Below are 20,222 nucleotides of genomic sequence, written 5' to 3' on the forward strand. Positions count from 1 at the left end.
CTTACCTGTACATAATACAGGTAGGGCAATGCAACCCTTCGGGGATTAAGTACGATCAGAATTTTCAACGAGCACTATATAAATAAGACCTACGTCACCGAGACGACACACCAGCGCTTCGCCGTACCGTTGTACTCCAAGGTCAGGCAAGTGTTTGTCGTCACGTTGAGCGATGCCGCACCACCCGGCAGTCGGATACCGCCGTCCTCGCTGGCGGCAAAAATGGTGATCGCGTTCTCGAAGAACAACCTAACCCGCCCGGGACGCGGCCCGTAAATGCCCGCAAGATTGTTGCTGCCCGTCACAAAGAACGTCTCAACCTCACCGCCATTGTAGGCTGGAAGATTTAGAGGGTTTCCGCTAGCGACGCCCAACAGAGCTGGATGATTATCGAAATATCCCGAACCGGCGCTCTGATCAGTGTTAAGCTTGACGTCAACCAGGTTGGCGCTGCTGAGCGCTGGCAATTTAACTGCGGGCACGCCACTGCTGTTTCTAGCCGCACCAAAATGAGTTGCCTTGCCCCTAATGATGGATTTGGTGTTTGGCGCAGATAGGAACCGCACCGGAGTTCCGGTGCAGTTTTCGATGGTCGTGTTCGGGGCAATCAAGCCGCCGCCATCAATCTGAATTGCATCGCCGTAGGTATTGCGGATCGCAAGGGTAGCGATCTGCGAAACTCTACCAGCATTGCCAACTATTTTCAGCCCGGTTTCCACAGACCAAATTTGCAGATTGCCGATCTGGCTGGGATCATAGTCAACGGCGCGCGGGACCGTAGGGTCTGTGTCAGCGTGCAAGAGTGCACCGATCACCCCGGATCCGCCGCCAGTATTATAGGTTGTGGTTGTCGGATAATCGACAGTGATATCACCAATCATCCAGCTTGCGGTATTGGCGTCGATCCCCGTCTTATAGCCAAAGATCTCTGCCGACATGATTTTGGTGCCGTCGGCACGATCGACCAGTTTCAAACCAGTACCTGGCCGGCGGTCCTTCCGCGGATCATAGCTTTCGCCCGGCGCCGGGTTGCCCGCATAGGCCTGGGTGACGAAGCAGAATGCTCGGATTTTATCAATAAAAGCGGTATCGTAAGAACCGCTAAGGTAGAAGGCATTTACGGCGTCCACATAGACGCGATCAAGAACGATGCGCCCAGGTCCATTGAGACCGCGATCATTCAAAGAGCGGACGCCATAGAGGAAGCCAAGCGACATGACATTGCGAACGACTTGATCGTTGCCGTAGCCGAGCGTTATGCCGGCGCCTGCCCAGCTCGAGAAGTCGCCCTGATCAGCGTTGAATACAAGGCCGCGACGATAAACCAAAGAGTTCTCGATGACGGCGCCGTTGTCGAGCCGGATCGTTGCTCCGCCACCCAGAATAAAAGTTGAACCGATATTGGCATAGTTGAAGCTGGCACCGGTTGCATCATTCGGGTTGAGCGAGCCACGGATCTTCTGGCCGAAGTTTAAGGCAAGGTTCTGATCAAGACGGATCTTGGATGACTGCGGCAGCTTCATAACGAAGCCGCTTGCGGCGTGCTCCGCCTGAAGAGCAAGCACAGTGACGGAGCTATCTGTCGCGCCAACTGTGTCGAGGCCAGGAATGTTGCTAAGCTCGATTTCCTTTTCGTAGACGAGGTTTTCGAAAGGTTTTCGCAGCCACCAGCGACCATCGCCCGAGCGGAATTTTCCGACGGCGTCGATCGTCGCGCCGGGGTCGCTATCGATCTTGACAAACCGCCCGCCAAGTCCGTCGCCGGCCGATGACTTGCCATTCACCTGAACCGCGATGATGCCGGCGGGGACATTGATCGCCGGCATGCCATCGATCGTTGAATAGACAGGTACATTGCCCTGGCTGATCGCGTCGGATGCATAGCCTTCGGCGAGATCGCGCGCCGCCTCGGCGCGATCTGCCTCAGCTACGATATCAGGACCCTCGACAAGCCGATCACCTTGTTTCATGAGCGTGCGGCCATCGGCAATACCGCCGTCGATCGTCATACCGTCTTCGCCGAAGTCCGACATGACCGTGCGGCCGAGGTCGCGCCGCACTTCCTGTTGCACCGTCGCTTGCTTGGAAAGCTCCTTTTCAAGCGCGTACATGCCGATCTTGGTGCCATTGTCGACACCGGCGGTTCGCTCCGCCAGGCGAGCAGAGCGGACGACGATCGCCGTCGTGGCAGGCTGGCCGACCGAGAACGTCACGGAGAAGTCGTCAAGAGGCTGATTGTTGAGTTTGATGACGGCGACGGCTTGCTTGCTGAAGGCCGTCTCGTATGCCGTCTTCGTCCAGACCTCGACGTCATCAATGTCGAAGATCTTGAAATTGAAACCGGAATAGGTCGCGCCGCCGTTGCCGACAAAGACGTCAGTCTGCCGGAGCTGCCTCGGAATAGGGAAAGGTTCGGTCATGGCGCGTCCCCACTGCTGGAATTGCAGCAGGATCGCAGCAGCTCGCGATGGTTCAGTGCGGCGCTACGGCGTGCCGAGCGCCGTCGAGAGGTTCGGCAGCCTGGCCGGCGTCAATTCGCCGGGTTTCCACCACCAGGTGCTCTTGCCGGCCTGCGCCTTGAAGCTCTTGTCAGCGTCCGGATCCACGGCCCATTGCAGATTGTCGACGAACATTCGCCGGTACCAGGCACGGGTGAGGGGATGCGATGAGAGGATTGGCATGTAGCGGCCGACATATTTCACCGCGGCGCGGCCCGCCTGCGGGCGATCCTTGCCTTCGGCCGGCTTGCCGCCGAACAGGTTGACGTTGGCGGCGCCCATGATCTCCTGGATGGTGCGCAGCGTCAGATCCATGCTGTCGCCGATGAAGGCGCCGCCGATGCCGCCGAGCGTCTGCGCGAAATTCTGGCCGTAGCGGTTCTCCGCCTTGTCGATGAAATCGGCAAAGAGGCCGCCGCCGCCGCCCTTGACGAAGGCTTTAAGCCAGAAGGGAAACGAACGCATATCTTCCGGATCCTTGCCGTTGAGCACGTTCAGCACCTGGACGTAGAAGGCGGCGCCGATCGTCAGCGGCACGGCCATGGCGCCGAAGTAATAGGCACCTCGAGCAACACGGCCGGAGCTGGATTTTGCCATCATCGAATAGACGTAATGCGCCTCGAGCTGGCGAGCGGTGAAGCTGAAACCGAAGCTCATGAACTGCGTTGCAAAGTCCAGCAGCTCGCCGGCGATCGTGCCGCGCGGCGCGAGACCGGTCACCACGCTTTTCACGCGCGGATCTCCAGCCGGGACCGATCGCTCGCCCCACTGTGCAATCATCTCGGCATATTTTTCGGCGAGGTTACGATCGCCCGTCTTGTCGAAAACGCCACCGGGATCTAGGAAACCCATTTCGTCGATCCCCGCACGCATCTTGTGCCAGTCGTCGGGCGTGAAGCCGAAGCCCTCCATCGTCTTCTGCAGCAACGGCGGCATGTCGATCCAGTCGGTATCCTTGCGGGCGAGGCCGCCGAGCGTGTCATGCCAGGCCGCCGCCTCAATGCGCTTGCGGGCTTCGGTCAATGGCTTCAGGGCATTGAAGGTCAGCGCCCGGTCGACCAGGTAGCGGCTCCATTCATGGCCGAACATCTGGTCGACGAAGCGAGCCTGCTCATTCATCGTATGCAAGTAGTCATCCCAGATCACCGCCTTGCGAGCCATGGCGGCATCATCGCTCTTATCGGCCGCGAACTTCACCAGGTCGCCGACGATCTTGTGCATGGTCGCGGTGATCGGCAGGCCGGCCAGGCGGCGGGCCGCTTGCGACACGAAAGGGTCGGTCACGGCCGCAAGTATGCTTGTGGAGCCCAGAGCGGCCGCTGTCGCGACGTTTCTGATATCGCCGGCAAATTGTGCCGGCGCACTCAAAACCGTCTCACGGCCACGCAGAGCCCGCCAGAGATTGTTGATGCGCCACTCCGCCCATTTGGCGGCATCGAGGCCGGGCAGCTTCAGGCCCTCGATATTCATGGCGCCGGACTGACGCTTGCCGATATCGACCTGGACGGCCTGCTTCAGCCATTCGACCGCGGCGTCTGGATTTGGCCCGAAACGTTCCATCGATGCGATGTCGCGGGCCATGCCGTTGACATGGTTGAAGATCGCCGAAATCGGGTCCGACTGGCCGAATTTTTCGTTGTAGGAGAGCCAGCTTTCCGCGTCGCGGAAGATGAGAAAGCGGCTATCCTGGTAGCGGCTGGCGACATTGCCGGTTCCGAACTTGCGCGCTTCCGGCCGGCGATGCGCCCAGCCGTCCGACATGATGCTGTCAAAAACATAATCGAGGCTGGCGTCGAGATTGTCGGCGCCGATCACTTCGCCCGTGCGCGGATTGGTCATCTGCTCGGCATCGAGCAGCGGCGAAATGAATTCCTTCCAACGCGTGCGAGCGAGATCCATGTCAAAACGCTTGCCGCCCAATTTGGTGCGGCCGATATAGCCGAGATCGCGAATGCTCGAGCGATCGTGGCTATGCGGCAGGCCGTGGTCCTCGCGCTTGGGAATGTTGCCGCCGGCGGCGTTGAAGCGCTGGCGCAGATCCTCGAAGACATTGCGCACCGCCTTGCCCATGGCCTTTGCCGTGCCGTTGCCGGTCGGCTCGCCATGCAGGGCGCGCACCAGGTCGGGCAGATCGACTTTGTTGATATGGCGGCCGGAAACGCGGGAGCGACGGAAATGATGCATGGCCTCGGCAAGATCCCGCTGGGCCATAGCAACGATGGCGTTCGCCTTGCCGGCCATGGATTGCGTGCCCTTGTAGCCGTTGTGGATCATCAGCGAGAGCACCGCGTCGAGCTTGTCCGGCTTGCCCTTGAGATTGCGGTAGTTTTCGATAAAGGCGGCATTCTCCTTGCGCCGGGCCTCAGAGAGCAGCGCCCGCCGGCGCGCTTCCTTGGCGTCGGCACGCAGCGAGGCGACCACCTCATCACGCGCGGCGACACGCGCCTTGGCGTCCGTCATGTTCGGGTTTTTCTGGCGCTGGCGAGCCTCGTAGTAGCGATACAGCTCCTCGGCGTCGCGGCTGTTGATCACGCCTTGTTCGACGGCGGAGCGCAGGCAGTTTCGCAGGCTCATACTTGGCAAACCTCCAATAGATCGGCGAGAATATTGCCCTGTTCGGCGATCTCGAGCGCTTCAGACGGGGAGACCAGACGGACGTTTCCGTCGCGATCGGTGATGGGAATGAAATCTAAGAGCGATTGCGGATTGCCGTTCGCATCGATGACGGGCTCGCCAACGACGCCGGCCTGCTCCTCGGCGATGCGCATGGCCTCGGCGTCGGTCGGCTCGAGCGCAGTGCGCGGCCGAATGGTTTGCCCCTCGAGGGGATCGACGATCGCGCCCGGGTCCGGGCGCGGCCGCACCTCGAAAACCCAATTCTGGCCCGGCTGGTCTGGCGCTATCCAGCCCTTGTCTGTCCGCACGGCGTCCGGGTTGCGGCGCACGTCATAGCCGCGCCGGCTCAAGCTGTTATAGACGCGCAACGCATCGTTGGAGACGGAGATATCGGAGCGCAGCACGCCGCCGTTTTCGTCGGCCAGGCGCACGGCCTCCTCATAGAGCTGCCGTGCCTTGCCCTGGCCGCGCGATGCCTTGGAAACCGAAGTGATCCCCACCTTGAGGTTTTGGCCGTCGCGGCGCAGCGAAAGATGCGCATCTTCCTGCGGCGTTTTCAAAAGGACATTCTCGCCGTCGGCTTTGAGCACGGCTTGCGCGGCGACTTCAGGCTCGACGGCCGCCGGCGCGACCGCCGCGACTGTCTGTTGCGAAGGCTGCCGCGTCTGGTCGTCGATGATCCTAGCAGCATCGTCGAGGCTTTCCGCCTGCATGACGCCTCTGAGATCGTCGATCGCGTTCGGATCTCCGCCATAGATCCGCTCGTAATCGTCGGCTGTCAGCGTGCGCGCCGGGCCGGCCTGCTCGTCGGCGATCGCGCGCTCGACGATCTCGGGCGGCGGATGATTGTCGGGATCCTCGGCATAGCGCAGCGCCGCCTCGAAAACGCGTTGCTGTTCGGGCGTCGCGTCGGCGCCGATCATGTGATCGTCAAGAACCTTCTCCTCGAAGGAGCGGTTCAGCTGCTGCAGCTGCTCTGGCTGCAGCTCGACACCCATGGCCTTCGCCATCGTCTCTACATCGCCCGGCTGTGGTTTTCCCTCGAGCACGCGGGTCGCGATCTCGGCGCCGCCGTCGCCCATGCGATAAAGGCCGGCGAGCGCATGTCCGGCCTCGAGCGTGCCGCCGAACAGCGCGCCAAATGTGCCGGCAACTCCGATATTGGTAAGCGCGTCGCCGAGGCCATATTCCAGGCCGGCGGCTTTCTTTCGCGGCTGGCTTGCAGCCTGCAGCACGGCTTCCTGGCCGCCATTCAGCATGAACTCGGAAACCATCGTCTTGCCGATGCGACCTGCGACGGACTGGCCGGCCGAGGCGCCACCGCCGCCGGCGATCGCCATTTGCCATTGAAACGGATCGCGCGCAGCGCCGGCCAGGCCGCCGGCCATCTGGGCAGCAAAGCGGCTGATCGGATCGAGGTTCGGATTGAGCGCCGCCTGTCCGGTTGCCTGCTCGGCTTCACGGCGCATGCGGTTCATTTCATCGTCGACCCCGCCGCTCAGCGACTGGAATTGATTGGAAAGTTCCGGATACTGCTGCGCCAGCGTCGAGACACGCTTTGAAAATTCTTCCTCGTTCTTGGCATAGGCGGCGCGGAACGGCGGCTGCAGGAAGCCCGGCACGCCGATATCGCTGCGGATCGGGTTTTCTAGCGTCTGTCCGGTCAAGTCCTCGATCGTCTTGATGCGACGCGCGTAGATGTCCTCGAGCATCGATCGATCGGACGTCGTGTTTTCGATCATCTGCTGGGCGGACGACGTCGTCGATGCCAGGTTCGTCCAGGCTTCGCCCCAGCTCTGAGGGCCATCGGCCGCGCTTTTCGGCAGGTCCGCCGGGTCGATCAGGTTCATCGGAAAGCCCCCGGATTTCGCGCCGAGAGCTTGTCCTGCATGCCGGCGATATCGAGCACGACGGGATTGCCCTTGTCGTCGGCGATGAATTGCGGCGAGGGACCTTGAGGATCGCCGAGTGCAAAGACGTAGCCGCCATTGACGGCGACGGGCAGCGCCTTCTTGAAATCGGCCGCCGTCCAGGTGCGGCCGTTCTGGGCCTTCACCTGGCCGACGTCGCCGTCGTTGAGCGATTGCACGACATCTTCGAAGCGATCGGCGCGGATCGTGTTCGGCACGAGCACCTTGCGGCTGCGCCACCAAACGCCGGGATCGTAACTGCCGAAGCCGCCATATTGCACATTGTTCGCGTAGATCGCGCCGGCGGCCTCGTTATAGGCGCGCTCGTAGATCGGCTTTGTGGCGCTGCTATCCGTGTTCTTTATGCCGGCGTCGTAGAGCCGCTTGCGGGCAATCGCGTTGGCGGCCGCGTCCACCTGGACTTGCTGGTCCGGCGTGAAGGCAAGCGCCCCGCCGGCGACTTCGGTCGCGATCGGCATGCGCAGCGTCACCGGCATGTCAGCGTAATTCTTGCCATCCGGTGACTTGCCGTAGCTGGTTATCAGATCCAGCGCCGCTTTCGGATCGCCGCCGAGGCGGATGATTTCGCCGGACTGACTGATCGCCGGCGCGTCAGTTCCAAGCTCGGCCAGCACCTTGTTTGCGTCCCGGCCGCCGGCGGCGACCAGGCCGGCCGCGATCGCGAGACCGCGCTGCGGATCCTCTTTCACCGCATCGGAGATCTGCTGCGCTTCGCCTGGACGGAAATATTTCGGCTGCACTCCGAAATGCTGGGCAGCTGCTCGAGCGGCATTGACGCGCTCCGAAAAGGCGCCGGCGACCGCGCCCGGATCCGGATCGCCATCAAGCGGCAGGCCAGGTGAGGGCGGCAGCACACCGAAGCGCTCCGCGACCCCGAGCGGATCCGTCTGCAGATCCTTCTTGTAGCTCTCCATGGTCTTTTGCGCGTAGTCGTAATCGTCGGGCGTGCCGTTGGCGAGCAGGGTCGGGAGCTGCTTTTGCACCTCCGCAAGAGTTTGCGTGCGCAGGGCCTCGGCGAACCTGATGCGCGTCAGCGTCGAGCCGACGATTTCCTTGCCCTTCGGCGCGGTCGCCGCGTCGAGCTGGAAGCGGGCGAGATTGGCGGGATCGACGGGCAGGCCCCGCGCGACGCGATCGGCGATGTCGTCGCCACGCGTCTTCAGATCCTCATTCGCCTTGTCGTCTTGCGTCTTGCGGGCGGCGGCAGCGGCGACCAGGCCCTTGTCGATGCGCTCCCAATCGTCCGGCGTGACGCCGGCGAGATTTCCGGCGGCATAATCCCGCGTCATATCCTTTCGCAATTGCAGGATATCCTCGGGCGATTTGTTGGCCGCCTGCTTCGTATAGAAGCTGGTAACGGTATCCGAGCGGCTTTTCCGGATATAAGCCTGCGCCTCTTCTGGCGAGAGCAGCCCACGCGATACCGCCGTCTTGTAGTGCTCGTCAATGAGGCTCTGCTGATTGGCAAGCGAGGCGGCGGCCGTGGGATCATTCGCCTGCAGGCCGGCCAGGCGCTGGCTTTTCTGATCCTCGAGCGTCTGGACGCGATCGAGGAAATCGACCTTGTCCTGTTCTTTCTTGCGCAGATCGAAGGCGGCGCGCGATCGCTGCACCAGCTCGTTCGCCTGGCGATCGAAGGAGACGGTATAGTCCGCCGCGATCTCCGGAAAGACGTCGCCCTGCAGGTGGCGCGCCTTCAACTCGCCGAGCGCCTGGCTCAGCTGGACGGGATCATCCTTGTAGGCCTCATAGACCTGCGCCTGGTCGGACAACATGGCGTTGTCGAGCATCTGCAGATAGGTTCTCGTGCCGGCGACGTCATAGGCACGACCGTAGATCGTGCCGTCGTTGCGCGGCCGAAACGTGCCGGCCTTGCCGGGCGTCACCTGCACCGGCGCGCGGACGGGCGTGACCGAGATCGGCGCGACGGAGGCGGGCGACGGGAGCTGCGTGTAGGCCGGCTCTTTTTTGCTCTGGCTATAGAAGCGCTGCTGCGCCTGGTGCAGATCCTCGGCGTATTTGTTGGCATCGTCGACATTGTCGAACTTGCCGAGATGCTGGCCGGTCTCGTGATAGAGCTTGATGGCGTCATCGTTGCTCAGGATCTTGCCGTCAGGCGAAACGGTCGGGATCAGCACCTCTTTGCCGTCTTCCTCGATCGACATGGAGCGCACGGTGCTGATCGTGCCGTCGACGCTCTTGACCTGTGGCCGCTTCGTCAGGTCGATGTTGCCAGCCTCGACGAGACCAGCCGGCGTTCCGGTCGGCGCCGGCGAAATGCTGTTGGTGACGACCAGCGGATCGACATAGCCGGATGACGGCGCGGCGGCCGGCGCCTGGCCGATCGTGCCGGCGATGAGATCGGCCTCACGGCCGCGCCGTTCCGTATTCGTGTCCAGGCTGCGTACAGCTTGAGCGGTCGCGGCGAGATCGCCGGATTGCGCGGCCGTGACGACAGCATCTGGAAGCGAGCCGTAATTATAGGCAGTCGAAATCAGGCCGGCTTGCGCGCCGGCGGGCAGCTTGTCGAAGACATCGGCGCCGATCTGGTTGCGTGCCCGAGCGCCTTCACCACTGGCGATGCGACGCTGCAGATCGCGCTCGGCGTCATCCTTGCCGATCGTCATGCCGGGACGGACGGTCAGAACCGTACCATCGGCCCGCGTGATCGTGTCGGATCCATAGCCGATGCGATAGGCGTTGACGTCCCAATAAGGGGTATCGCGAAAACCCTCTTCATGGCGGAGGACTTGCGCGGCCTGGCTGGCGCCGTCGCCGGCCAACACGCGATATCCGCCTTGCGCGCCGGCGATGTGCCCTGCCTGGCCGTTGACGCTCGCCGTCGTGCCGGTCATCTGCCCGCCGGTGACAGTCGATGCGCCAGGCGCGCCGTTCATCGCGTCGATCGCGCCCTGCTTGGCGCCGGCCTCGGCGGCCTGCTGATCGGCTTGCTGGCCGAACTGGTCGGCGAGATTGGCGAGGCCCTGCGCGACCTTCCGCTCGAGCGCGCCGTCGTCGCGCTGGACGGAGAGAAGGCCATCGGACAGGATCGGATTGGCCTCGAAAGGCCGATATCCGACCTCTTGCATGCGTGTGTTAGCCATTACGCTGCACCACGTTTCGAGAAGGAAGTAAGACCCTTGATACCGATGAGGGCAGCGTCAAACAGTCCGCTCGATTTCGCCTTTTGCGCCATCTGCAGATAGTTCTTCGCGCGTTCGTCGAGCCGGGCGATCGTCGTCTGCTCGGTTCCCTCTTGCGTCGTGATGGCATTGTCCGCCTCACGAAACGCATCCTTGCGGGCCTGGCCGGGCGTTCCAAAGGAGAGATCCGCACCCGAGGCCGCGTAGGCCACGTCCTGCTTGCCGATCGCGTCGGCCAGCTGCGCCTTGATCGAGGTTCGATCGGCGATGCCCTTCAGCATCGTTTGCGGGATTTGCCGCTGCTGATCTTCCGCCTGCAGCTCGAGCTGCTGGGCTTGCTGGTTTCCGGCGGAGATCGCATTCGCGACGCCGAGGACGCTCGCCGTGCCCTGCAGGATGGAGGCGAGCGAGAAGCCGCCGGTCGCGGCGGCCCCTGTAGCTGCAGCAGCGCCGGTGGCGGCGGCGCCGGCAGCCGCACCGCCGGCTGCAGCCGCCGTACCGCCACCCAACGCCGAGCTGAACAAACCAATTACTGCCTGCACCATCAGAGCTTGACCCCCGGAACGTAATCCCTCAACCGCAACCGGCCCGGCCGCACCTGCGTAATGACCACTGTCGGATCCATGCAGGCGCCCATGAGGCCAGTCAGCTCGACGTGGCCGGTATATGGCTGTCGCGGCAGTGTAAGATCGTCGCTCGTGCGGTTCAGTGGGACGTCCCTGGGCGGCCGGCCATTGACGCCGATCGCGAGGCTGGTCGCATCCATGACATACAGCTTGAGCCACTTGACCGCGCCAGGGCGGCGCACGACGCTGTCATCCGGATTGACCAGGACGAAGGGCATGCTTTCATAGACCGGCGGCGCCCAGAGGCCGATCTTGCCGGATGCGGAAGCAACGCCTGTATCGACGATGCCGCCGGAGACGGTGAAGGGACCATAGACATCGCCGGCCAGCTCGCCCCACACGGTTTTTCCCTCGAGGGCGGCAAGGCCCGTCACACGGCCGGTGAGGTCCGTGGTGACGCTGTAGGCCTGGCGGAACAGGTTGACGCTTTGCTCCTCGAGCATTTCCTCGGAGATCTGGCCGGCGCGATCGACCGTGATCCATACCTGCTCCTGGCCGTCGACGACGATGTCCTTGACCAGGCCGCCGCCGATGGGCCACTCACAGGCCGCCATGATCTCTTGCGTCTTGTTGACGACGCAGCAGACGAGGCGGCCGTCCTCGCGCACGATCCAGAGGCGGTTCGACGTGGTGGACGCGATCTTGCGCTGCACCGCCAGGCGCCGCATGTTCTCGACCAGATCCTTGTTCAGATCGTTCTTTGAATCCGGCGTGTAAGTGGTTGAAACAGCGTCGTAAGAGATTGAGTAAAGCTTGCCGCCGTCCGGCGACGAGAAATAAACTTCGCCTTCCATCACCATGGGCCTGCAGTTCGCCTTCGAGCCGATTTCCGATGCGCGAACCCAATTCAGTGGATCGTTGCGGCTGACGGTGCGATTGCTGGCGAACCACTCGGCCTGATCGGTGAAGAGCAGGAGATAGGTATTGTCCAGGGCATGCAGGATGCTTTCGGATGTCTGCGATCGCAGCGCCTCGAGGCGCGGGCCGTTGTCCGCTTTGCTCTTGATGTTGAGGTTGAAATATTCGCCCGGCTGAGACATGGCGACGGCACCCCGCTTGGCGGCCGGCGCGACATAGACGGCGCGATCCTGGTATAGTTCCATGCCGGCGAAGCCGCCGCGCGCTACCGAGATCAGCGGCTCACCTTCGGTATCGCCAACTTCGATGTGACCAGCGATGACGGATGCATCCGAGGTGTTCACGACGTTCGCCGTCACCTCATATTCCTGGCCGGCGAGACTGTCGTGAAAGACGATGTTGAAGGCGCGATAATTGTTGGCGCTTTGGAGCGGATCGAATTGGATATCGACATCGGCATTCATGCCGGGCAGCGCGCGGATCTCGGCGCGCAGCAGCGTGGCGAAGTTCACCCAATCAGGATCCGTGGCATCGTTCGGCGCGATCGGCGCTCCGCTGGACGCGCTGACCAGGCGCACGGCTGCGGTGAGATTGCCTTCAATCTGAATGTTCATGACCAGGGCGGCAGCATCGTCGACCCAGCGCACATAAAGCGACCAATAATCGTCTGTCGTCCCGTATGTGCCCCCGAGGTCGACGTCGGGCACATCCTTGAACGGCCAGTCGCTCACGCTCCAAATCGCGTCATTTGCTGAATTGCGCAGCAGGCGAATTCCGAAGGGGAGAGACGGATGAAAAATTCCGAAGGTATCGGCCTCGCCATAGAAGGTCAGGGCGGGCACCATGTCGGCCGTGATCGACGCGAGCGCGATCGTCGCGACCTTGACGCGATCGTTGCGCCAGATATCGACGGCGCCAGGCGTGAAGATCAGGACATAGGATAGCGTCGAATTGACCTTCAGCACGCCCTTACGGCAGTTGGTCGACGCCACCGTGCCGACATGGGCCGAGCCCGGCAGGAGATCGAAGCCGGATTGCGGGATCGGTTCGGCGCCCTGCATGCGCAAGGCGCCGGAGTAGTATTGCTTGATGCCGACCTTGCCGGCGAGATCGGCCGAGAGCTGGCCGGCGTTGGCAGAGCTTTTGAGGGGACCAGCGGCTTTCGGCATCACCAACTCCCATGCCAGGGAACGTGCCGTGTCGCCCCGGTCGGACGTACACTCGTCAACGGATCCTCTGAGAGCAGGCTCTCCTCACCGACCGGGCGGGAGGCCTTGTCCTGCGCCATCAGCCGGCCGATCATGCCGCCGGTTCCTTGCTGCGACGGGGTGCCGAAAGCTTGTTGCAGCTTTTCGTTCTGGAGGTTGTCATCTTGCCAGACCGGGATTGCGAGGTATCCGGCCAGCGCCACGACGAAGGCGGAGCGAAAAGCTGGGTCCCAATAGTCCGGATCCTTATAGGTCTTGTAGACGGCCCAGGCTTGCGGCTCCATGCAGCAGAATTTGTCCTGCTCAAGCGTGAAATCGCGGATGACGTGATCCGATCGGCGCGGCCCGCAACGATAGGCAAGCGGGTTTGAGAGGCGAGGGCTCGGCAGGTCATAGGCGTATTTCCAGCCGTTATCGAGCGGATCCGCGAGGCGGCGCAGCCTGGCCGTGACGCAAAGAAACGTCCAGTCATGCATGCCGAACACGTGGTCGACGGTGCGACCCCATGTGTTGGCGATCTGCATGGCAAGATCGCTGTCGTCGTCGACGGAAAACATCGGCCCGGCGCCGATATCGGTGAGAGCCCAATTGATGATGGTCGTCTTGTCGATGCTCATGCGGCCGCCCCGGCTTTGGAAAATGGCCGCGGCCGGATATGGCCGCGGCTGATATCAGCGCGGTCAGGCGCTGAGATTGACGACGGTGATGCCGGTACCGTTCGCGGGGATGGTCGCGACGCGGAGATCCGCATACGCCGGCGTGCCGTCGCAATCGACGACCGCATGGATGATCGAATTGACGGACAGGTCGGCGATGCACGGGTCGAAGTAACCGGCCGTCGTGACCTGCGCGAGCGCGTCATCGGTTGCGAAGTTGAAGAACTTGATGATGCGCGTGTTAGACAGCGTGACCGAGCGGCCGGCCGTGACGAGATCGTATTTGATCGCAGGCATTATGATACCCTTTCAACGTAAGTGGAGGAGCGGGCCGCACCGCCAGGCGCGGCCAAGTTTGGAGCCGATTAGCCGCCGCCGGCCGTAGCCAGCGCCGCCTTGTTGATCGCCTTCATGCGGATCCGCTTGACGCCTTCCGGCAGAATGCCGACCGAGTTGCCGGACAGCTGCACCTTGCAGAGGTTCGGCGTGCCCTTCAGTGTGGGCACAGGATCGATCGTCATGTTTTCCTGATCCCATTCGATCTCGGAGCCGACGGCGTCTTTCGCCCAAGCGAATGTGTCGATGTATCCATTGGGATCGAAGGGATTGTTCCCGGTACCGGTGCCATAGGCGCCCGTGCCGAAACGGAAGACGGAATTGGGAACGGCCATGAAGTGGACGCCCTGGAATGTCTTCAACCGCACCTTGGAGCTGCTCGCCCACCACTGATCGGTCGGCCCCTGGTACTGCGAGTTCGAAAACTGCTTGTACATCATGAGCTGCGAGAACCAGGCATAGGGGATCGGGCAGAACAGATCGTCTTCGCCGCCGGAGCCGGCGATGCTGTCGCCGATGTAGACGGCAGTATCGAGATCGATAACGGCGGAGCCATCGCCGATCGTCTCGACGGTGACGGGCGCGTCGGTCAACGGCGACGTCGCGGTCGAAAACGCATTGAGCGCATCGAACTTCAGATTGTCGCGTTTCGTGCGGACGGCGCGCGCCATCAGCTTCGCCAGCGCATCCTGCTGGCTGGGGCCCATCTTGCGGACGTCCTGCTGGCGGAAGAAGGCGGAGGCCTCGAAATCGCGGATGGACAGGCTGATCGTGTCCATATTGATTTCGGAGGCGTCGATCTCCTGGATGGCACCGGAAAGCTCGTACATCTGGATGACGCCGCCGGCGACCGGGAATTTAATCTCGCCGGCATGGCCGTCGCCGCGCGTCATGGTATCGTCGAAATAGCCGCCCTGCTGGGAATAGCGCAGGCGCGTCTTGTCGCGGATGATTTCGATAAACCAGCTTTGTACTGACATGGAATTGACCCTCGGATAGGAGTGATAGTGAAATCACCGTGAGGGCCGATTAGCCGGAGCTGGCCTCGGGTCCGGTCAAGGATAGCCGATGCATTGTCCAGGTCGCTCCCGTCCGGTAAGCAAGGCAAAGCCTGCCATCGGGCGGGAGCCGTTCAGTGCGTCAGCTGTTACCGAGCAGCGCCTGGTATTCTTTCTGCAGCGCTTCATAGGAGGCGCGGTTGAATTTCGCGTTGCCGACCTGGTGCTCGGGCAGGGCGAGTTTTTCGCGCAACGCCGCGCGCGGATCTCCGCCGGCAGCAGCGCCGCCGCCCATAAATGGGGTCGCGCCATTGGTGGCGATGCTCGAGCGGATCCATTCGAGGAACTGATGGCCGCGCGCGGTGTCGCCGAGCATGGCCTTAGCATAATCGGCCGCTTCCTTGGACAGGCCGCCCTTGTCGGCGCCGCGCGCCACCATGGCGTCGATATAGGCGAAGTTTTCGTTCATGCGCCGTTCGCGCGCGGCCGTCTGCTCGGCTGGCGGCAAATGTTTGGCGTTGTCCGGGATCAATGCGGTTTTCTCGGCCTCGAAATCGATCGGCGGTTCGAGCAGGCCGATCTCGGCGGCCGCAGACATCATTTCCGTGGTCAGGGCCTGGAACGCGGGCACGGGCATTTTCAGCTCCAGCGCCTTCGCGGAAACGCGCTCGAATAGCTTGTCGCCCTTCAAGGTTTCCATCTGCGTTTTGATCGTGTCGGGTAGATTGGTGAATTCCGAATAGGCCTCGACCTTATCCGGAACCTTATTCTGCGCATCGCGGGCGCGGTAGCCATCCAGGGCCTTTGCCATATTGTCCATCGTCTCATTGTTCGTCTTTCCAACGAGATGATCGGCCAGGCCTTGCGGCTTGTAGAGTTCGGCGGCGGCCGCAGCAGGAGAAGCAGCGGCCGCCGCGCCCGGATTGTCAGCAGCCGCAGCCGCGCCGTCCGGATTGGCTGCATTGGCGGGAGGATCCACCGCAGCCGACGCACCGCCGGCGCCGGCAGCAGCAGCAGCGGCGGCCCCGTCTCCGCCGCCGCCACCGCCGCCCGCGCCATCGGCGTTGCGCAATAGGTTTTCGAGAAAGAATTTCATGACTGCTCTCCGTTCGGGGTTTCGGATCTCGGTTGTTCCGCCAGCTCTCTGCCCTTGGCGATCGCCTTCAGGACCGCTTCACCCACGCCATTGATGCCCTGGCGGGTGGCCGTCATCAGCGCGGTATTCTCGATGGTCGACGCGGTGCAGCGCAGGGGCTGCCGGACCGTTATGTCCATCAGCCATTCAATGACCTCACGGCCGCCGGCCTGGAGCGTCATGCCGTAGAGGAACATGGCGACCGGGTCTTTCGGGGCGAGCTCGGCGAGCTGCGTCGGCGGCACCAATCCCTCGAGACCCGGCCAGCCATCGCCGGCGAGGCCTTTTTCGAGCAGGTCGAGAGGCTGCGCAAAGCGCTCGGCTACAAAGGGTTCGCTCATCAGGCCGCCTTCGGAAGAGATTGCGTAATGGCGTTGCCGATGACATCAGGCGCCTTGTTTGCCGCGCTCGAGGCGAACATCATGGCGAGCTGCTGCTTGCGCTGCTCCTCCATGTTGTCGAGAACCTTTTGCTTGGCGTCCTCATCCGGGATCAGATCCTTGTCGATCTGCAGGCCGTCCGCAATGCGTCCCATCACCTTATCCTGGTCGAGGTAGAGCGCCTGTTTTTCAGGGCCGGCGAACGCCAGCACCAGGTCATGGTAATTGGCGATCGCGGCCAGACGGTCGGCGTTCAGAGCGGCCATCATCGGCGAGCGCACCTTGACCGTGACGAGGAGATCATCGATCTTCGCCTGCAGCGGCAGCACGCCGAAATCATACAGGATCTCGGCGACGCGCGGCACGATGACGGGCATGATCTCATGCACCAGGCGGCCGAACGCGCCGATATGGACGTTTGCCTTTTGCTGCAGCCGGCCGGTCATTTCCGAGGCGGAGCGCGGCGTGCCGGTATAGTCCGGCAGCCGTTCGTCGAACATGGCCTGTTTGACTTGTTCCTGCAGGCCCTGCGTCACCAGCTGACCGATCTGCAGATTGCCCGAAGCGGGATCGAGGCGGGTGACGTCGGGGCCCAGCATGCCGCCGGTCGCCTGCATGGCCCAGAATTCGCCTGGCGCCAGGCGCACAGTATTCGGATTGAAGGTGCCGCCGGCGCGAAAGCCCCAGATGCCGAGCATGCTGATGGCAGCCGATTTCAGCGTCAGTTCCTGCGCCTTGTTCAGGGTCTTGATCGAGGGCAGGGCAGTGAGCACGACGCCACGGCCATAGGCTTCGCCCGGAACGCGGTAGTAGCGCGGCACGGCGATCGGCTGCGTGCGGTAGCGGGCCGTGTCGATGAACTTGCTGCACTCCCTCAGATAGGCGCCGAAATGCCAGCCGCCGTCCGGATCGCTATCGGCCCAAAAGTCCTGGATCAGTTCGACTTCCGTGTTCGGATGGTTCTTAGCCTTGTCCGAGAGACCGTCCGGATACTCCCCCTTCGGGAAGGCGAGGAACAGTTGCTCGAGCGTGACCATCTGTTTCCAGGAGATGAAGATCACCCGGCCGAAGGCGTCGACGCCGATCGCCAGCTGATCGAAGGGAATGCACACGAACATGACAGGATTGTTGCGCGTGCCTTTCACCGGCATGATGGCAGCCGTCCCGACGGCGAGATCGATGCACGCCTCATGCAGGGCGGTATCCCAATCGCCCGCATTGAAGAACGGGTGCATGAGATTGCCGATCGTATCGAGCTGACGATTGAGCTGCTCGACCCCTTTCGGGCCGATCAGCATAGCGGCGAGCGGCCCGGTCTCGAGGACAAAGGTGGGCTGGCCGGCGGGGAAGAGATCGCGCTGCAGATTGCCAGCGAAATACATCGCAGACATCGGCGCGGTCATGTCGAAGAGGCGATCCGGCGAGGACTTGGGCTTGCCGTTGCCACCGGGCCGGCGCATGGGAATGGCGAATTCATAGGCTTCGCAATAGAGCGCATCCCACGGCGAACGCTGCAGCCACGCCCGTTCCGATCGACGCTTGACGGAGGCGAGATCCGGACCCGCCATCAGCCGAGCACCGCCGAGGCGCTATCCGGACCATCTTCGAAAAGGCGACGGCCACGCGGTTGCTTCCGCGTCGAGGCGACAGCGCCATCCTGTTGCTGAAGGCTCGCCAACTGGCGATCATTCGCCACCTGCTGCAGCTGCTGCGATTGAGCTGCCGCCTTGCTCGCCGCCTTGTTCGAGCCGCCGCCGAACAGCCCCTGGAACATTTGTGACATCGCGTTCCCCGCTAAAAATCCACTTGATGCCTTCAGAGGGGATGAAGCCGACCAGGCGCGCCATGCGCTCGCCGGTTTTGTTCCCCGTCATCACGTGGCAGGTGACGACCGTGCCAGTCTCGGCGATGCGCTGCAGGGTTAAGTGGGCGAGGCGGCAGAGCGCGCGCATATGCGCGGCGGCTTCCGGACGGATCGCGAGCGTGAACTCGAGGCCACCGTCGACGGGGCAAAGGAAGGATAGGGCGAGCAGCTGCTCGTCGAAATCAATGGCGGCGCTCTGGCCGATCGACCGCATGTAAATGTTGGCCTTACGCGTGCACGCGCGAGAGGCACCCATCTCGAGGCAATCCGACCAGGTGGCCGGTGAGCGGACGGTCAGACGTCCCATACGTTGAAATCACCCTGCCGATATTGCTGCTGCCTGGCGTTTCGCTCCTGACGCCGCTGCTGCAGGCTGGTCACATTCCCCGGCAGGGACGCCTTGGCAGCTTCGCCGATCACGGCGGCCAGGCCGCGATAGCCGAGGATGCGATATTGCTCGGCATCATGAGGATGCGAGTGCTTGTTCTTGACGACGGCCAGATTGTCGGTCGCGCCGGCGGTCGCCTGTTTGGTCAGCATGTAGTGGGCCTCAAAGCCGCCGACCATCACCTTGCAACGCGGATCGACGAGGTAGCCCGGCGTCTGCCCGTCGATAAGGTTGGTCAGATGGAAGCGCACCGCTTCCTGGCGAATATGCGGCTCATTCGAGGGCGCCACCTGGATCGTTGTCCGGATGATGCCTTGCACCACCTGGATCCAGTTGAATTCGCCGGTCTGGGTATCGCCGCCCATGAAAGCGGCAGGATCGCCCCAAACGCCGAGGATAGGCAGGTTCGGAAAACGTCGGATCAGTAAGTCGATCAACATGTTGCCGAAGCGCGTCGGCCCGGTGCCGGGATCCGTGACCAGTTCGGCGAGCAACCGCTCCTGGCCATTCGGTTGCGGCTGACCAATCGTCGCAGCAGGCGAGCCGCCGGCGTCGACGCCAATCGTCAGGCCGAGACCGGGCGTCGGCTCGATCGGCTGGTCGGCCAGGTGCAGCACACGGCTAAATTCAGGGTAGACGGGCGCGCCGGCGGCAGAGTTCGCCGGAAGCGAATGCACCATACGCTGCACGAGGCGCTTGTCCTTCGTCGTGGCCGCCTCAAGCTCGTAAGAACTGCGCGGCTTGCCCTTGCGGTTTTCAGCGTTCGGAGAAAGACCTCCGGGTTGCCAGAAGCCATGCCATCCCGGCGTGATGTTTTCCACCATCGCGCCCGGCTTAGAGGTTTCGCCGAATGGCGTCGTATAGGCCGGATGCTCAAGGCTGTCCGGAGGGTTCATGTCGCCCCACACGATGCGCGGCAGGACGGGTTCGCTGTCGTCGACCTCGAGCCCCATCACCTGCATGGCTTTCCGGCCCTCTCGCGAGACACGCTCGATTTCCGACGGAGCGATCATCTCCATCGGAGGATAGCGGCCGCAGCGTTGGAAAAAAATCGGCAAGGTGTTTTCCGGCAGCAGGTCATACTCGTTTCCCCACGCCATGGAGATCTCATAGCCCTTTGCAAAAGTCTCGAGATCGTTGTCGCCGATTGCCCCCGTCTCCATCACATATTCGATTTTGATCTTGTCGCGGCCGCGGATTGCCTCCCACTGCAGCGTATGGACGACCGGCCTGTCCTGGCCGCCCTCGTGCTTTACCGTCCAGGCATGCTTTTCAGGGAACATGTTGTACCAGCTGGCGAGCGCCGTGCGAGCGAAGCTGCGATAGGTGTCGCGAACGCAAAGGGTCTTAACCCGCACCCAGCCATCCTTGCAGACCGGCATGAATTCCGCCGCGTGCATCACGCCCTTGACGCAGGATGCGACGGTTTTACCCGAACCGCCTGGCCCCATGATCGCATTGATCGGGCCGCGCGACTTGATGAAGGCCCAACCTATCGGCCCCGGCGGCTCGTAATGCTTGACGTCGAAATTCATAACCCAAAGCCCTCAGATAACCCGGAGCCCGCGCGCCCGCGCCCTCCATC

Annotated in this window: 14 protein-coding genes; all 14 read right to left on the bottom strand. The window is 62.6% G+C overall.

The window, feature by feature from the left end; all coding sequences use genetic code 11:
- Positions 1–89 precede the first annotated feature (89 nt).
- Positions 90–2,420: a hypothetical protein gene (locus FHT73_RS23005; protein ID WP_183715060.1), complete on the bottom strand. Its 2,331-nt coding sequence runs from the start codon at positions 2,418–2,420 to the stop codon at positions 90–92.
- A gap of 63 nt (positions 2,421–2,483) precedes the next feature.
- On the bottom strand, positions 2,484–5,072 hold the full coding sequence (locus FHT73_RS23010) for a hypothetical protein (RefSeq protein ID WP_183715062.1): 2,589 nt from the start codon (positions 5,070–5,072) through the stop codon (positions 2,484–2,486).
- Entirely contained in the window at positions 5,069–6,964 is a 1,896-nt protein-coding gene (locus FHT73_RS23015; RefSeq protein WP_183715064.1) for a hypothetical protein, read from the bottom strand. Before FHT73_RS23015 ends, FHT73_RS23010 begins: the two co-directional genes overlap by 4 nt.
- Positions 6,961–10,149, bottom strand: a complete 3,189-nt coding sequence (locus tag FHT73_RS23020) for a hypothetical protein (RefSeq protein WP_183715066.1) — start codon at positions 10,147–10,149, stop codon at positions 6,961–6,963. The genes FHT73_RS23015 and FHT73_RS23020 overlap by 4 nt, the downstream gene beginning before the upstream one ends.
- Positions 10,149–10,733 carry a hypothetical protein gene (locus FHT73_RS23025; RefSeq protein ID WP_183715068.1) on the bottom strand — a complete coding sequence of 195 codons (585 nt, stop codon included), beginning with the start codon at positions 10,731–10,733 and terminating at the stop codon, positions 10,149–10,151. Before FHT73_RS23025 ends, FHT73_RS23020 begins: the two co-directional genes overlap by 1 nt.
- Positions 10,733–12,841 carry a hypothetical protein gene (locus FHT73_RS23030; RefSeq protein ID WP_183715070.1) on the bottom strand — a complete coding sequence of 703 codons (2,109 nt, stop codon included), beginning with the start codon at positions 12,839–12,841 and terminating at the stop codon, positions 10,733–10,735. Before FHT73_RS23030 ends, FHT73_RS23025 begins: the two co-directional genes overlap by 1 nt.
- The gene (locus FHT73_RS23035; RefSeq protein WP_183715072.1) at positions 12,841–13,497 is read right to left on the bottom strand and encodes a hypothetical protein; all 657 of its coding nucleotides are present in this window, start codon (positions 13,495–13,497) and stop codon (positions 12,841–12,843) included. Before FHT73_RS23035 ends, FHT73_RS23030 begins: the two co-directional genes overlap by 1 nt.
- Before the next feature lie 63 nt (positions 13,498–13,560).
- Positions 13,561–13,833: a hypothetical protein gene (locus tag FHT73_RS23040; protein ID WP_183715074.1), complete on the bottom strand. Its 273-nt coding sequence runs from the start codon at positions 13,831–13,833 to the stop codon at positions 13,561–13,563.
- 68 nt (positions 13,834–13,901) lie between these two features.
- Positions 13,902–14,852: a phage capsid protein gene (locus FHT73_RS23045; RefSeq protein WP_183715076.1), complete on the bottom strand. Its 951-nt coding sequence runs from the start codon at positions 14,850–14,852 to the stop codon at positions 13,902–13,904.
- A 160-nt stretch (positions 14,853–15,012) separates the two neighbouring features.
- Complete coding sequence (locus FHT73_RS23050; protein WP_183715078.1) at positions 15,013–15,966, bottom strand: hypothetical protein; 954 nt, start codon at positions 15,964–15,966, stop codon at positions 15,013–15,015.
- Positions 15,963–16,346, bottom strand: a complete 384-nt coding sequence (locus tag FHT73_RS23055) for a hypothetical protein (RefSeq protein ID WP_183715080.1) — start codon at positions 16,344–16,346, stop codon at positions 15,963–15,965. The genes FHT73_RS23050 and FHT73_RS23055 overlap by 4 nt, the downstream gene beginning before the upstream one ends.
- A complete protein-coding gene (locus tag FHT73_RS23060; RefSeq protein ID WP_183715082.1) occupies positions 16,346–17,953 on the bottom strand; it encodes a portal protein in 1,608 nt (535 codons plus the stop codon). Before FHT73_RS23060 ends, FHT73_RS23055 begins: the two co-directional genes overlap by 1 nt.
- A 117-nt stretch (positions 17,954–18,070) precedes the next feature.
- Positions 18,071–18,556, bottom strand: coding sequence for a hypothetical protein (locus FHT73_RS23065; RefSeq protein ID WP_183715084.1), 486 nt, complete (start codon positions 18,554–18,556; stop codon positions 18,071–18,073).
- Positions 18,544–20,172, bottom strand: a complete 1,629-nt coding sequence (locus FHT73_RS23070; RefSeq protein WP_183715086.1) for a hypothetical protein — start codon at positions 20,170–20,172, stop codon at positions 18,544–18,546. Before FHT73_RS23070 ends, FHT73_RS23065 begins: the two co-directional genes overlap by 13 nt.
- Positions 20,173–20,222: the final 50 nt, after the last annotated feature.

Origin of the sequence: Rhizobium sp. BK098 (genome assembly GCF_014193155.1) — a bacterium.
Classification (GTDB): domain Bacteria; phylum Pseudomonadota; class Alphaproteobacteria; order Rhizobiales; family Rhizobiaceae; genus Rhizobium.

Excerpts from the sequence above, each read along its gene's own strand:
- FHT73_RS23005 (WP_183715060.1), bottom strand. The coding sequence starts at position 2,420 with ATGACCGAACCTTTCCCTATTCCGAGGCAGCTCCGGCAGACTGACGTC.
- FHT73_RS23010 (WP_183715062.1), bottom strand. The coding sequence starts at position 5,072 with ATGAGCCTGCGAAACTGCCTGCGCTCCGCCGTCGAACAAGGCGTGATC.
- FHT73_RS23015 (WP_183715064.1), bottom strand. The coding sequence starts at position 6,964 with ATGAACCTGATCGACCCGGCGGACCTGCCGAAAAGCGCGGCCGATGGC.
- FHT73_RS23020 (WP_183715066.1), bottom strand. The coding sequence starts at position 10,149 with ATGGCTAACACACGCATGCAAGAGGTCGGATATCGGCCTTTCGAGGCC.
- FHT73_RS23025 (WP_183715068.1), bottom strand. The coding sequence starts at position 10,733 with ATGGTGCAGGCAGTAATTGGTTTGTTCAGCTCGGCGTTGGGTGGCGGT.
- FHT73_RS23030 (WP_183715070.1), bottom strand. The coding sequence starts at position 12,841 with ATGCCGAAAGCCGCTGGTCCCCTCAAAAGCTCTGCCAACGCCGGCCAG.
- FHT73_RS23035 (WP_183715072.1), bottom strand. The coding sequence starts at position 13,497 with ATGAGCATCGACAAGACGACCATCATCAATTGGGCTCTCACCGATATC.
- FHT73_RS23040 (WP_183715074.1), bottom strand. The coding sequence starts at position 13,833 with ATGCCTGCGATCAAATACGATCTCGTCACGGCCGGCCGCTCGGTCACG.
- FHT73_RS23045 (WP_183715076.1), bottom strand. The coding sequence starts at position 14,852 with ATGTCAGTACAAAGCTGGTTTATCGAAATCATCCGCGACAAGACGCGC.
- FHT73_RS23050 (WP_183715078.1), bottom strand. The coding sequence starts at position 15,966 with ATGAAATTCTTTCTCGAAAACCTATTGCGCAACGCCGATGGCGCGGGC.
- FHT73_RS23055 (WP_183715080.1), bottom strand. The coding sequence starts at position 16,346 with ATGAGCGAACCCTTTGTAGCCGAGCGCTTTGCGCAGCCTCTCGACCTG.
- FHT73_RS23060 (WP_183715082.1), bottom strand. The coding sequence starts at position 17,953 with ATGGCGGGTCCGGATCTCGCCTCCGTCAAGCGTCGATCGGAACGGGCG.
- FHT73_RS23065 (WP_183715084.1), bottom strand. The coding sequence starts at position 18,556 with ATGGGACGTCTGACCGTCCGCTCACCGGCCACCTGGTCGGATTGCCTC.
- FHT73_RS23070 (WP_183715086.1), bottom strand. The coding sequence starts at position 20,172 with ATGAATTTCGACGTCAAGCATTACGAGCCGCCGGGGCCGATAGGTTGG.